The organism is Methylosinus sp. DMC45 (genome assembly GCF_056313885.1).
This window is the reverse complement of the sequence record NZ_JBQUZK010000056.1, coordinates 163,861-177,796: the sequence shown is the minus strand read 5'-3', so window position 1 is coordinate 177,796 and position 13,936 is coordinate 163,861. Positions and strand designations below refer to the sequence as shown.

Annotated in this window: 10 protein-coding genes; 1 reads left to right on the top strand and 9 read right to left on the bottom strand. The window is 64.2% G+C overall.

Going from position 1 to position 13,936, the window contains the following annotated elements; genetic code table 11:
- The first annotated feature begins 26 nt into the window (after positions 1 to 26).
- The gene (locus tag ACT53T_RS19955) at positions 27 to 1,220 is read left to right on the top strand and encodes a phosphoglycerate kinase (RefSeq protein ID WP_476162559.1); all 1,194 of its coding nucleotides are present in this window, start codon (positions 27 to 29) and stop codon (positions 1,218 to 1,220) included.
- A 92-nt stretch (positions 1,221 to 1,312) separates the two neighbouring features.
- Here ACT53T_RS19955 and ACT53T_RS19950 read toward each other — a convergent pair whose 3' ends face one another.
- The 9 genes from ACT53T_RS19950 to ACT53T_RS19910 form a co-directional block, all read right to left on the bottom strand.
- Positions 1,313 to 3,997 carry a nitrate reductase gene (locus ACT53T_RS19950; protein WP_476162558.1) on the bottom strand — a complete coding sequence of 895 codons (2,685 nt, stop codon included), beginning with the start codon at positions 3,995 to 3,997 and terminating at the stop codon, positions 1,313 to 1,315.
- Positions 3,997 to 5,622 (bottom strand): sulfite reductase subunit alpha, encoded by a 1,626-nt coding sequence (locus ACT53T_RS19945; RefSeq protein WP_476162557.1) that lies wholly within the window; start codon positions 5,620 to 5,622, stop codon positions 3,997 to 3,999. Before ACT53T_RS19945 ends, ACT53T_RS19950 begins: the two co-directional genes overlap by 1 nt.
- Positions 5,619 to 7,370, bottom strand: coding sequence for a NirA family protein (locus tag ACT53T_RS19940; RefSeq protein WP_476162825.1), 1,752 nt, complete (start codon positions 7,368 to 7,370; stop codon positions 5,619 to 5,621). The genes ACT53T_RS19945 and ACT53T_RS19940 overlap by 4 nt, the downstream gene beginning before the upstream one ends.
- A gap of 2 nt (positions 7,371 to 7,372) precedes the next feature.
- A complete protein-coding gene (locus ACT53T_RS19935; protein ID WP_476162556.1) occupies positions 7,373 to 8,587 on the bottom strand; it encodes an NAD(P)/FAD-dependent oxidoreductase in 1,215 nt (404 codons plus the stop codon).
- A 12-nt stretch (positions 8,588 to 8,599) separates the two neighbouring features.
- A complete protein-coding gene (locus ACT53T_RS19930) occupies positions 8,600 to 9,391 on the bottom strand; it encodes an ABC transporter ATP-binding protein (protein WP_400769819.1) in 792 nt (263 codons plus the stop codon).
- Between the two features lie 11 nt (positions 9,392 to 9,402).
- Positions 9,403 to 10,299 carry a nitrate ABC transporter permease gene (gene ntrB / locus ACT53T_RS19925; protein ID WP_476162555.1) on the bottom strand — a complete coding sequence of 299 codons (897 nt, stop codon included), beginning with the start codon at positions 10,297 to 10,299 and terminating at the stop codon, positions 9,403 to 9,405.
- 14 nt (positions 10,300 to 10,313) lie between these two features.
- Positions 10,314 to 11,639, bottom strand: a complete 1,326-nt coding sequence (locus ACT53T_RS19920; RefSeq protein ID WP_476162554.1) for a CmpA/NrtA family ABC transporter substrate-binding protein — start codon at positions 11,637 to 11,639, stop codon at positions 10,314 to 10,316.
- A 339-nt stretch (positions 11,640 to 11,978) separates the two neighbouring features.
- On the bottom strand, positions 11,979 to 13,139 hold the full coding sequence (locus ACT53T_RS19915; RefSeq protein WP_476162553.1) for a CmpA/NrtA family ABC transporter substrate-binding protein: 1,161 nt from the start codon (positions 13,137 to 13,139) through the stop codon (positions 11,979 to 11,981).
- Positions 13,136 to 13,708, bottom strand: coding sequence for an ANTAR domain-containing response regulator (locus ACT53T_RS19910; protein ID WP_108916027.1), 573 nt, complete (start codon positions 13,706 to 13,708; stop codon positions 13,136 to 13,138). The genes ACT53T_RS19915 and ACT53T_RS19910 overlap by 4 nt, the downstream gene beginning before the upstream one ends.
- Between the last annotated feature and the right edge of the window lie 228 nt (positions 13,709 to 13,936).

Sequence of the window (13,936 nt, the reverse complement as noted above, 5' to 3'; positions counted from 1 at the left end):
TTTTCCTCATTCACCGGGGCACGATCATGCCGTCTTTCAAAACGCTCGATTCCGCCGATCTCGACGGCAAGCGCGTCCTGTTGCGCGTCGATCTCAATGTGCCGACCGAGAATGGCGTCGTCACCGACAAGACGCGCATAGAGCGCGTATTGCCGACGATAGAGGATATTTCGAAAAAGGGCGGCAAGGTCATCCTTCTCGCCCATTTCGGCCGTCCCAAGGGCGAGCGCAAGGAAGAGGATTCCTTGAAGCCAATCGTCTCCGCGATAGAGGAGACGGCCAAGCGCAAAATCGCCTTCGCCGATGATTGCGTCGGCGATGTCGCCGGCGCGGCGATCGCGCAGCTGAAGAATGGCGACATTCTGCTGCTCGAGAACACGCGCTTCCACAAGGGCGAGGAGAAGAACGATCCCGCCTTCGCGGCGCAGCTCGCCAAGCTCGGCGATATTTACGTGAACGACGCCTTCTCCGCCGCGCATCGCGCGCACGCCTCGACGGAAGGGCTCGCGCATCTTCTGCCGGCCTATGCAGGCCGCACCATGCAGGCGGAGCTGCAGGCGCTCTCGGAGGCGCTGGAACATCCCGCGCGTCCCGTCATGGCGATCGTCGGCGGCGCGAAAATCTCCACCAAGCTCGATCTGCTCGGCAATCTCATTCGCAAGGTGGATATTCTCGTCATCGGCGGCGGCATGGCCAATACTTTCCTCGCCGCGCAGGGCAAGCCGGTCGGCAAATCGCTGTGCGAGCATGATCTGCTCGAGAAGGCGCGCGCCATTCTCGCCGATGCGCAATCGTCCAATTGCGAGATCGTGCTGCCGATCGACGCCACTGTCGCGCAGAAATTCGAGGCGCATGCGCCCTCGCATATCGTCGCGATCGAGCATGTCGGCGAAAGCGACATGATCCTCGATGTCGGGCCGAAGAGCATCGCCCATATAGAGAGCCTGCTCGCCAAGGCCAAGACGCTGGTTTGGAACGGCCCGCTCGGCGCTTTCGAGCTGCCGCCCTTCGACGAAGGCACCAACGCCGTCGCGCAGACGGCCGCGCGTTTGACCGTGGAAGGCAAGCTCCTTTCCGTCGCCGGCGGGGGCGACACTGTGGCCGCGCTCAATCAGGCCCATGCGGCCCAGGAATTCAGCTACCTCTCGACCGCCGGCGGCGCTTTCCTCGAATGGCTCGAGGGCAAGGAGCTTCCCGGCGTCGCGGCGCTGACGAAATAACGACCCGACCCGTCATTGCGAGCGAAGCAATCCAGAGCCGTGGAGCGGTCTCTGGATTGTTTCGTCGCTACGCTCCTCGCAATGACGGGGCGTCACTCGGCGCAACAGGCGCGCGCCGCGGCGATGGCGCGCTTCAGCTCTGGAATGCAGGAGCCGCAATTCGTGCCGGCGCGCAGCGTCTCGCCGATCGCGGCGACGCTGCGCGCCCCATTCGCGATCGCCGTATCGATCGCCCTGGCGCCGACGCCGAAGCAGGCGCAGACGATCGGACCATCCTGCGCCGCGCCGTCGGGCGAGCGCCCCGACAAAAGCGCCTTGCGCTGCTCCACGCCGAGCGTCTCTGTCTCGAACAGCGCCGTCGCCGCGTCGAAGGCGCCGCGCGCATCCTCTTTTCCGACGAAGAGACAGAAATCGACGCGCTGCTCACGAAAGCGCGCGACGCGATAGATTCCGCGCGCCTCGTCGAGATATTCCGCAATATCGGCCTCACAGCCGAGCGACGCCGCATAATCGCGCCATGACGCGAGAGCGGCGTCCGAGGCGAAGAGAAGGCCATGGCCGCCAGCGACGGCGACTTTGGTTCCGAGCGCGGCGATCGTCGGCCGCAGCGGCGCGCGCGAGAGCAGAAAGCCGCGCGATTTGAATGCGACCGCATCTATGCGCGCCGGCGTCGCCTTCGCTTCCGGCTGTCCCGAATGCGGATCGACGATCGCGGCGACGAGCGAGCCGACGCGCGCGAAAGAAGCCGTCTCGTCGCTCCAATGAATGGGCGCGAATAATTGCCCGCGCCGCTGCCGATCGGTGACGGACACTGTGAGCAGGCACTCGCCATGGCGCGTCGAAACGCAGGCGAAGCTCTCGTCGACGAGGCCGAGCGGCGCCGCGTCGGCCGGATGAATCTCTACGAAGGGAAAGGGCGAATGCCGCGCGAGACGCGGGCTTTTGCCCGTGCGCGTCATCGTGTGCCACTGGTCGCGAATGCGCCCCGTGTTGAGGCGGAAGGGAAAGGCCGCCGTCGTCGCGGTTTTCAGCGACGGCGGCTCCGGCGCGACGAAGCGCGCCTTGCCATTGGCGGTGAAAAAGCCGCCTTTGCCGAAAAATCGTTCGCGCCCTTTCGTCTCTCCCGCGCGGATCGGCCATAGCGTCGGATGCAGCGCGTCATAGGCTTCATCCGAGAGCGTTGCGAGCCCGCCTATGTCGAAGCTTCGCGCGCCGTCATTCTCGAAAGCGGAGAGCGCCGCATGTTCGCGAAACACATCCGCGGCCGACCGAAAATAGAAGGCGTCGCCGAAACCCATGCGCGTCGCGACGTCGCTGACGATGCGCCAATCCGGCTTCGCCTCGCCGGGCGATGGCAGAAAGGCGCGCTGACGCGAGATGCGCCGCTCCGAATTTGTGACCGTGCCGGATTTCTCGCCCCAGGCTTGCGCCGGCAGCAGCACATGCGCGCCGGCGTTTATCGTGTCGTTCGACAGCACATTGTCGGAGACGACGAAGAGATCGAGCTTCGCCAGCGCCGCGCGCGCATCATCGGCTCGAGGCAGCGAGACGGCGGGATTTGTCCCCATCACCCACAGCGCCTTAATCTCGCCGCGCGCAATCGCCTCGAACATTTGCACGGCCTTGAGGCCTTCATGCGCAGCGATGCGTGGCGCATTCCAGAAGCGCCGCACACGATCGACTTCCTTGCTCGAAAAACCCATATGCGCGGCGAGCTGATTGGCGAGGCCGCCGACCTCGCGTCCGCCCATGGCGTTGGGCTGGCCGGTCAGCGAGAAGGGCGCGGCGCCCGGCGCGCCGATGCGTCCCGTCGCGAGATGACAATGAATGATCGCGTCGACCTTGTCTGTTCCCTGCGCGGATTGATTGACGCCCTGGGAAAATGCCGTGACAGTCTTCGGCGTCGTCGCGAAGAGCTCGAAGAAAGCCGCGACATCGACCTCGCGCAGCCCGGTCGCCGTTGCTGTCGCCGCGATGGTCGGCGCGATTTCGCGCGCGGCGTCGAGCGCCTGCGCGAAGCCTTCGGTATGCTGCGCGATATAGTCGTCGCAGGTCGCGCCATTGGCGACGAGATGCACGAGCAGGCCGCAGAAGAGCGCGACGTCGCCGCCGGGCGCGATGGGCAGAAAGAGATCGGCCTCTTCCGCCGTCGCCGTGCGGCGCGGGTCGATGACGACGATCTTCGCGCCACGCTCCTGCTTATTGCGCAACATGCGCTGAAACAGAATCGGATGACACCAGGCCGCATTGGAGCCGACGAGGACGATGAGATCGGCGCAGTCGAGATCCTCATAGCATCCCGGCACCACATCGGAGCCCAAGGCGCGCTTATGTCCCGCCACTGTCGAGGCCATGCACAGCCGCGAATTGGTGTCGACATGCGGCGAGCCGATGAAGCCTTTGATGAGCTTGTTGGCCGCGTAATAATCCTCCGTCAGCAATTGGCCGGAGAGATAGAAGGCGACCGCCTGCGGTCCATGCGTTTCGATGATGCGCGCAAAGCCCTGCGCGACATGATCCAGCGCCGCGTCCCATGTCGCGCGTCGCAGCCCATCCCCGTCGCGCAGCATAGGATGCAGCAGGCGCTCGTCGAGCGACAGCGTCTCATGCAAAGCGGAGCCTTTGGAGCACAGCCGCCCGTGATTGGCCGGGTGCGCGGGATCGCCGGCGACTGCCGCGCCGCCGCAGCCATCCGGCGTCGCCAGCACGCCGCAGCCGACGCCGCAATAGGGGCAAATGGTCGCGACCGAGGCGCTGCGTGGATCGACCCGCTGCATCAATAGACATCCTGTCGATAGCGGCCGCTCTTCTTCAATTCGGCGACGAAGGCGACGGCCTCATCCGTCGCGCGCGCGCCATATTGCGCAACGATATCGACGAGCGCGCGCTCGACGTCCTTGGCCATGCGCTTGGCGTCGCCGCAGACATAGATATGCCCGCCATCGGCGAGCCAGGCGAAGAGATCGCGCCCCACCTCGCGCATGCGGTCCTGCACATAGAATTTCTCGGAGCTGTCGCGGGACCAGGCGAGCGAGAGGCGTGTCAGCAGGCCGGATGACTTCATCGCGTTCAGCTCGTCTGCGTAGAAGAAATCGCAATCGCTGCGCTGATGGCCGAAGAACAGCCAATTGCGCCCGCGCGCGCCGATCGCCTGCCGCTCCTGCAGAAAGGCGCGGAACGGCGCAACGCCCGTGCCGGGACCGATCATGATGATCGGCGCATTCGGGTCATTCGGAAGCGAGAAGGCGTGCGACGCCTGCACATAGACATTCAGCGGCGCGTTGCTTTCGATGCGCTCCGCGAGAAAAGTGGAGGCGACGCCTTTGCGCAGGCGCTTGCCGATTTTGTAGCGTACGGCGTCGACCGTGAGCGACACGCGCCCCGGCGCCGCTTTCGGCGAGGAGGAGATGGAATAGAGCCGCGGCTGCAGAGGCTCGAGCGCCTCGACGAAAGCTTCCGCATGCGGCCGCACGCCGGGAAATTTCATCAAGGCCGCCAGCACGTCGAGATCGGCGGCGTCATTGTCGCTATCTTCGCCTTGCGCCAGCGCGCGCGCCATTGCGCGCGTCTCGCCGCCGGTGAGGAAGGAGATCAGCTCGAACAGCCGATCGGGCGCAGGCGAAAGCGCGCAATCGTCACGCAGCGCTTCACGCAGGCTTTTGCCCTTCACCGGCGCGAGCGGCGAGGCGCCGATCATGGCGATGATCTGATCGACGAGGCCGAGATCATTCTGCGCGAAGACGCCGAGCGAATCGCCGACGCTGTAATCGATCCCGCTCTTCGAAAGATCGAGCTCTATATGCCATGTCTCCTTCTCCGAGGCCGGCTTGTTCAGCCTCCGACGCGACAGAAATATCGCCTCGACCGGATTGTCGCGCGAATGGCCGGGCGCGGACTTGGGATGCGCGCTGGAAAGCGCGTGGTCTGATTTCGGCTCTGCACCGCGCGCCTTCAGGCTCGCATCTTCGGCGGATGGCGCCGCGTCGCGTTCTTGCGCGAGCGTCTTCAACATGCGCGCTGTGTCCTTGCCGCCGGGCGCGCAGAGATTGAGACGCTCCTCCTTGCCGGCGAACAGCGCCTCCGCATAATTTTGGCAATCATAGCCGCATTGGCCGCAATCCTGCTGCGCCATTGCGGCCATCATCTTTCGATGCAACGGACGGCCTTGCGCGAGCGTCATGCGGTCTTGCAATTGCAGCGTCGGATCATGCCAGGGCGCGGCGCCGTCATCGGCGTCGCCGGCGAGGGCCGCATTTTCCGCTGGCGACAGAGCGACGACGCCGGCGTCGTCCATCGACATCAGACCAGCGAAAAAGCCATTGAGCCACGCGCGCTGCTCCTCGGAGAAGGGAGCCGAAGGCGGAATGAGATCGAGACGTTGCGGCTGCGTGATCTTGGTCATTGCTCCGCCTCAAAGATCAATCGTCGCAATGCCTCTGCGTCATGGCGCCGCGTGAAGGCGGCGAAGCTCTCTGCGCAGGTCGCGCGATGTGCGAGATAGGCGCGCAACAGGCTCTCGATCTTGCGCGGCGCATCTGTCGCCGCGACATTCTCGAGCAGCTCGCGGCCGATCGCGCCTTCCGTCCCGAAGCCGCCTCCGACGACCATATTATAGCCCTCGACCGTATCGCCTTCTTCATTGATCGGCACGCGCGCGCCGACAAGGCCGATGTCGCCGATGTAATGCTGCGCGCAGGAGTGACGGCAGCCGGTCAAATGTATGTTGATCGGCGTGTCGATCTCTATTCTCTCCTCGCAATGCGTGGCGATCTCGTCCGCGTGCTTTTTGGTGTCGGCGGCGGCGAAACGGCAGCCGGCGTTGCCCGTGCAGGCGACGAGACCGGCGCGGAGCGGCGACGCCTTTGTCGCAAGGCCGAGCGCTTCGATCCGCGCGAGCGCCTCGTCGATCCGCGCGTCGGCAATTCCAGAAATGAGCAGATTTTGCCAGACAGTGAGCCTTATGTCGCCATCTCCGAGCTCGCGCGCGATCGTCGCGAGACCGCGCGCTTCGTCGCTCGTCAGGCGACCGAGCTTCAATGCGACGCCGATCCAGCTCTTCTGCGCCTCTTTCTGCGCATGCGCGCCGATGTGCGCGAGCCTGTCGAAGCCAGGCCGTTGCGCAATCGCTTCTTGCGGCGCGCGCAGCAGCGGACGGCCGAGCTTCTCCTCGACCAGCGTCAGAAATCGATCGAAGCCCAATTGATCGAGCACATATTTCAATCGCGCTCGCGCGCGATTGGTGCGGTCGCCTGCGTCGATGAAGACGCGCAATATGGCGTCCGCGATCTCGATGGCCTCGTCCGTCGGAACGATCACGCCCGTGTCGCGCGCGAGATCCTTGTGACCAGTGATGCCGCCCAGCGCGAGACGAAAGTGGACGCCCGGCGCGATCCCATGTCCGTCGCGAATCTCGATCGCCTGAAAGGCGACGTCATTGGTCTCCTCGAGCACGGCGATGCGGCCGCCGCCATCGAAAGCGATGTTGAATTTGCGCGGCAGGCCGGAGAGCGAGCGGTCATTGAGAATATGAAAATGCATCGCGCGCGCGAAGGGGCGCGTGTCGATGAGCTCCTGCGGATCGATTCCGGCGGTCGGCGCGCCAGTGATGTTGCGAATATTGTCGGCGCCGGCGCCGCGCGTCCACAGGCCGAGGCTCTGCACGCCTTCGATCATCGCGACGGCGCTCTTGGGCTCGATCTCGCGAATTTGCAGATTGGCGCGCGTCGTCACATGCAGATAGCCGCCGCCATGGCCGTCGGCGAGATCGGCGAGGCCGGCGAATTGCCAATGGGTGAGAATTCCATTGGGGATGCGCAGGCGGCACATATAGGAGGATTGCGTCGGCGCGACATAGAACAGCCCATGATAGCGCCAACGAAAATTATCGGCCGGCTTTGGCGGCTCATTGCGCTTCGCCTGCGCGACGAGACGCGCATAGGCGTCGAATGGATGCTCCTCGCGCTTGATCTTCTCTTGCTCGTTGAGCGCGCCGCCATTGGCGATTGCGCGATCCTGCGCCGCGAAATGAATGGCGTCGGGGCCGATTGGCGTTTCCTTCGTCGGCGCATCGCGTCGCGCGCGCGAGGCCTGAAAGCCGGAGGCGAATCCTTCGAGATAGCGTTTCTGCTCGGCAGTGAAATCGCCGGCCATGGTCATGCCGCCTTTCTTTCGCAGAGGCTGCGGCCGAAGATCAGCGCATCGCGCCATTGCGTCACATCGGCGCGCGAGCGAATGAGCTCGAGGCACCAGAGCGCCGCGCTGGTGTCGCCGATGAGCACGGCGCCGGTGAGACGGCCATTCTCTATGACGAGCTTTTTGTAGAGGCCGAGCCCAAAGTCGCGCCAGGAGATCGTCTCGGCGCCGTCGCCTCCCATAAAATCTCCGGCGGAAAAGACATTGACGCCGGAGACCTTCAGATTGGTGGAGACGACGCTGCCCTCGTAAATATCGCTTTCGCCGCAGAGTCTCGCGGCGAGGATGCGCGCCTGCTCATAGGCGGGCTCGACGAGGCCATAGCAGACGCCTCTGTGCTCAGCGCATTCGCCGAGCGCGAAAATGTCGCGGATATTGGTTTCCATATGATCGTCGACGATGATGCCTCTTTGCGCGCTCACGCCGGCGTCGCGCGCCAGCTCCATATTGGGCGCAATTCCCGCGGCGAAGACGACGCCATCGGCCGCGAGCCGGCGGCCATCGGCGAGCTCTATCGCGCGGACGCATTCGTCGCCGATGATGCCTGTCGTGCGCGCTTCCAGCAGAATTTCTATTCCTCGGCTCGCGATGAGCAGCTTCAGCAGCTCGGCTGCTTCCTTGTCCAGCTGCCGCTCCATCAGCCGATCGGTGACATGCGCGAGCGTGACCTCGGCGCCGCTTTTGGCGAGGCCATAGGCGGCTTCGAGGCCGAGCAGGCCGCCGCCGATGACGATGATTTTCTTGCGCTGCGCCGCGAGGCGCTTCAGCGCGTCGACATCGGCGCCGTCGCGAAACACGTGAACGCCGGATAGCTGCGCGCCGGGGAGCGGCAGACGCAGCGCGCGGGAGCCGGTTGCGAGCACGAGCTTGGAAAAGCCGATGTTCTCGCCATTCTCCAGCGACACGCTCTTCGTCGCGACGTCTATGGCGCGCGCCTTGGCGCCGTAGAGAAGCGTGACGCCGCGGTCGCGCCACCAGCTCGCGGGCCTCAGCTCGATCTCGGCCATGTCCGCGTCGCCGGCGAGCACGGAAGAGAGCTGCACGCGATTATAGGCGAGGCGCGGCTCCTCGCCGATGACGGCGATGGCGTAGCGGCCGAGCGCGCGCTTCGACAATTCGTCGACGAGACGCGCGGCGGCCATGCCATTGCCGATGATGACGAGAGGCTCGCTCATTTTTCGCTCGCCTCACGCCGCTTCGACGTAGTGATGACGCTCATAGAGGAATTGCAGCACGCGGCGTCGGCATTCGAGATAGAGAGGATCGGTGGAAAGAGCCACGCGATCACGCGGGCGCGGCAGAGCGACATCCAGCGTCTCGCCGATGGTGGCGCAGGGGCCATTGGTCATCATCACGATGCGGTCGGAGAGAAGCACGGCTTCGTCCACATCATGGGTGATCATCATCACCGTATTGCCGAGCGTGCGATGCAGCGCCATCACCTGATCTTGCAGATGCGCGCGGGTGAGCGCGTCGAGCGCGCCGAAGGGCTCGTCGAGCAGCAGAACCTTCGGCTCCATGGCGAGCGCGCGGGCGATGCCGACGCGCTGCTTCATGCCGCCGGAAATCTCGCTCGGACGCTTGTCCTTCGCATGCGTCATCTGCACGAGCTCGAGATTGCGCATGGTCCAATCATGGCGCTCGGCGCGGCTTTTTTTGCGCGAGAACACCTTGTCCACCGCGAGGCGCACATTGTCGTAGACGGTGAGCCAAGGCAGTAGTGAGTGGTTCTGGAAGACGACGGCGCGATCCGGCCCGGGCGTATCGACCTGACGATTCTCCAGCACGACGCCGCCGGCGCTCGCGCTCACCAGCCCGGCGACGATATTGAGCAGAGTGGATTTGCCGCAGCCGGAATGGCCGATGATGGTGACGAATTGTCCCTTCTCGACGGAAAGATCGACGGCTTCGAGCACTTTCGTCGTGCGGGCGCCGCTCGCGAAGATTTTGTCGACATGATCGATGCGAAGATAGCTCATGGCGAATCCTTTCAGGAAGCTTGCGCGCCGCGCGTGGCGAATGCGCCGATCGCGGCGACGATGCGATCGAGCACGAAGCCGGTGACGCCGATATAGGCGAGGGCGACGAAAATGTCGGACAGGCGCGAGGAGTTCCAGGCGTCCCAGATGAAGAAGCCGATGCCGACGCCGCCGGTCAGCATTTCCGCCGCGACAATGGCGAGCCAGGAGAGGCCGACGCCGATGCGCAGACCGGTAAAAATATACGGCGCGGCCGAGGGAATCATGATCTTCCAGAAGAACTCGAGGTGATTGAGCCGCAGCACGGCGGCGACATTGCGATAATCCTGCGGAATATTGCGCACGCCGACGGCGGTGTTGATGATGATCGGCCAGATGGAGGTGATGAAGATCACGAAGATCGCCGAAGGATGGCTGTCGCGAAACGCCGCGAGCGAGATCGGCAGCCAGGCGAGCGGCGGCACGGTGCGCAGCACTTGGAACAGCGGATCGAGCCCTCGCATCGCCCAGCGCGATTGACCGACGATGACGCCGAGCAGCACGCCGGCGACGCTGGCGAGGCCGAAGCCGACGGCGACGCGCTGCAACGATGTGAGCACGCGCCAGCCGAGGCCGATATCCTGCGGTCCAGCGACGAAGAACGGGTGCAGGATGAGATCATTCGCCTCGCTCCATATGCGCGACGGCGACGGCAGAGCCGATGTCGGCTTGATGCAGAGAAGCTGCCAGAGACCGAGCAATATCGCGAGCACGATGATCGGCGGCAGCACGGCGGCGAAGAAAGCGCGAATGCGCGCGCCATGCTTCTCGATGAGCGGCGTGCGCCGGCGCGCATAGAGCTCGTCGATCGAGCGATCGTCGGCCTGCGCCGCGTCGACGAGAGCGTCCTTGGTGATTTGCATCGTCATTTCGGCCTCTTCGATCAGACTTGCGCGCGTTTGATGGACAGGCTCTTCAGATAGGCCTGCGGATTTTCAGGGTCGAAGACCTTGCCGTCGAAGAAGGTCTCCTTGCCGCGCGACGTCGATGTCGGAATTTCCTTGGCGGGGACATTGATGGACTTCGCCGCCTCGCGCCAAATGTCCTCGCGATTCACCTTGTCGACCAGCGCTTTGATATTCGTCGTCGGCTCGAGCTTGCCCCAGCGAATGTCCTCGGTGACGAACCAGGCGTCGTGACTCTTGAACGGATAGGAGGCGGCGTCGCGCCAGAATTTCATGAACTGCTTCGTGCCTTTCTCGATGCGTCCATTGCCGTAATTGAGATCGCCTTTCAGGCGGCCGACGATATCGGCGACGGGCACGTTGAACCATTGGCGCTTGCCGACGATCTCCGCGAGCTCGGCCTTGTTCTCCATTTTGTCGCACCATTGCTGCGCTTCCAGAACAGCGGCGGTGAGCGCGCGTGCGGCGCGTGGATTTTTGTCGACCCAATCAGCGCGCAGGCCGAGCGCTTTTTCTGGATGCTTCGACCAAATTTCGCCGGTCGCGCAGGCGGTGTAGCCGATGTTCTGATTGGCGAGCTGCTCGTTCCACGGCTCGCCGACGCAAAAGGCGTCCATATTGCCGACCTTCATATTCGCCACCATTTGCGGTGGCGGCACGACGATGGTCGAGACATCCTTGTCGGGATCGATGCCGGCCGCGGCGAGCCAATAGCGCAGCCACAAATCATGCGTGCCGCCGGGGAAAGTCATGGCGACCTTCACTTCCTTGCCTTCAGCCTTCTTCTTGGCGAAGGCGTCGCGCAGCGCCGAGGCGTTGGTCGTGATCTTCAGATCCTTATATTCATTGGCGACGGAAATGCCCTGCGCGTCGAGATTGAGGCGCGCGAGTATGTACATCGGCGTCGGCGTGTTGTTCTGCGTCACTTTGCCGGTGGTGATGAGATAGGGCATGGGCGTGAGAATATGCGCGCCGTCTATGCCGTTCGCGGCGCCGCCGAGCACGAGATTGTCGCGCGTCGCGCCCCAGGACGCTTGCTTGACGACCTCGACATCCGGCATGCCATGCTTGGCGAAAAGGCCTTTTTCCTTGGCGATGATGAGCGGCGCGGCGTCGACCAGCGCGATATAGCCGAGGATCGCTTTCGTCGTTTCCGGCCCTGCGCCTTGCGCGAAGGCGCCGGCGGGGAAGGCCGCACGAATGGCGGCGAAGCTCGCGGCGGCGCCGGCGGCGCCACGCAGCAGCGCGCGGCGATCGAGCGTCATGGCCGCATTGGTCTTCGCTGAGCTTGTTTCGTCTGTCATCGTCACCGTCGTCCTCTTCGCGCTGCGAGCGCATCGGTCAGGGCGAGTCGGCGCCGTCCTTTGGTCGACGGCGCGAAACGCAAAAAGCCGCTTCCCTCGGGAGAGCGCATGGCGCTCGAGCTCCCTGGGACAGCGGCGTTGCTGTTCGTCCGTCGTTGGACAAATGGAAAGATGCGCGAGGCGCATCGTCGAGAAGAATATAGCAAGCTGCGCGCCAAAAGGCCGTGAGCCTGCATTCATTTGTAATTCAACGTATTTCGGCGGAACCGTCACGGCGAGGCGCGACGTCTGTATCGGCGCCTTGCCCAATAGGCGGGCGCCGAACCGATAAAAAACAGGCTATGGCGCGCGGCGAATGGGGAAGGCGGCGAGATAGGCGTCGAGGTCGCGATCATCGAATTCCGGGCCGCAAAAGGCGCCGATGGCGTCGCCGGGGCGCGGCGCTGCAGGCAAAGCGGCGTCGAAGAGATCGGCGCGGAACACGGCTTTCGCCGCGTCGAGAAGGGCGGCCGAGACGGGCGCCTGTCCCCAGCGCGCCATTTGCGCATAGAGCCATGCGGCCTGGGTGGGGTCCGGCCGCTCGGCGCCTTCCTGGCCGAGCAGCAGATAGCGCGCATTCTCGCGCGTCGCGCCACCGGGCGTGATCTTGAGCCGGCCTTGCAGCGTCCGCAAGATCACATCTGCGCCGACGCCGACGCGATCTGGCCGGGCGAGCAGCGCTGCGATCTCATGCGGATCCGCTTCGCCGATGAAACGCGCGGCGCGATGCAGAGCGCGTAGCAGAGCGGCGACGACATTCGGGTGCTCGAGCGCGAAGCTCTCGCGCATGGCCAGCGATTTTTCCGCGCAGCGCGAGAACAGCTCGACAGAAAAATGCAGAATATGTCCGACGCCGAGATCGACCGCGACCGAATTCCACGGCGCGCCGACGCAAAAGCCGTCGACATGTCCCTGCGCCAGGCTGCCGACCATATAGGGCGGCGGCAGCACGACGAGGCGCACATCCTCATCCGGGTCGACGCCGCCGGCGGCCATCCAATAGCGCAATTGGTAATTATGGCCGGAGAAGGGGAAGGTCATGCCGAAGGTCAGCGGCTCCGCCTGCGCGGCCTTGCGATCGGCGACGACGCGGGCGAGCGCGCGCGCCGTGGCCAGCGGATCGAGCGCATCGCCGTCGAGACGCGCCCGCATCGCCTCATGCAGCGTGGGAGAGATCGTGATGGCGTTGCCATTCATGGCGAGATTATAGGGCGCGACAATCGGCGTCTTCACATGGCCGACGCCGAGGCTGGAAGCGACGGCGATGGGCGCGAGAAGATGCGCGGCGTCGAACATTCCGATATTGAGCTTGTCACGCACATTGGACCAGGAGATCTCTTGCACGAGCTCGACGTCCAGCCCTTCCTGCGCGGCGAAACCCTTGTCCACGGCGACGAAGAGCGAGGCGGCGTCCGCGAGCGGAATGAAGCCGATGCGTAAATGTTCGCGCTCCGCGGTCATTTGAACAGCTCCGAGGCGGTGATGATCGCCTGGGCGATCTCGAAAATCTTCTTCTTCTCGCGCATGGCCGTGCTGCGCATCAGCCGATAGGCGTCCTCCTCGCTGAGGTTCTTCGCCTTCATCAAAAGACCCTTGGCGCGGTCGATCGTCTTGCGCTCCTCGATCTCCGATTTGGCGCGCGCCAATTCGTCCTGCAGACGCGAGAAGGCGTTGAAGCGCGACACGCAGAGATCGAGAATGGATTTGATGCGCTCTTTCTTCAGCCCGTCGACGATATAGGCGGAGACGCCGGCGTCGACGGAGGCCTGAATGGAGGCGGCGTCGCTCTGATCGACGAACATTGCGACGGGCCGGCGCACGGCGCGGCTCACCTGGAACATCTGCTCCAATATGTCGCGGCTCGGATTTTCGAGATCGATGAGGATGACGTCGGGGTCGATCGCATAGATGCGCGCGAGCAGGCTGCGCATCTCGGCGATGCGCTCGACATTGGTGAAGCCGGCCTCGCGCAATCCATCCTCGAGGATCGCAGCGCGCACCGGACTTTCATCGACGATGACGATTTTCAAACCGACGCCTCCGCGACGCTGCGCCGCAGGCAGGCGCTAGCGAATATGCGGACCAATTACAAATGATTTCGGCGGGCGAGGGTAGAAGAGGGGATGTCATGAGATGGCCCCGCAGCGCTGAGGCTGGCGGGGCCGCTTGTTTCGCAGAATGCGAATCTCCGGAAAGCTCCAGATTCGGAAGATTGGGAGGCGTCGCGCTTGGCCTTCGCGTTTCGCCGCCCGTCGGGA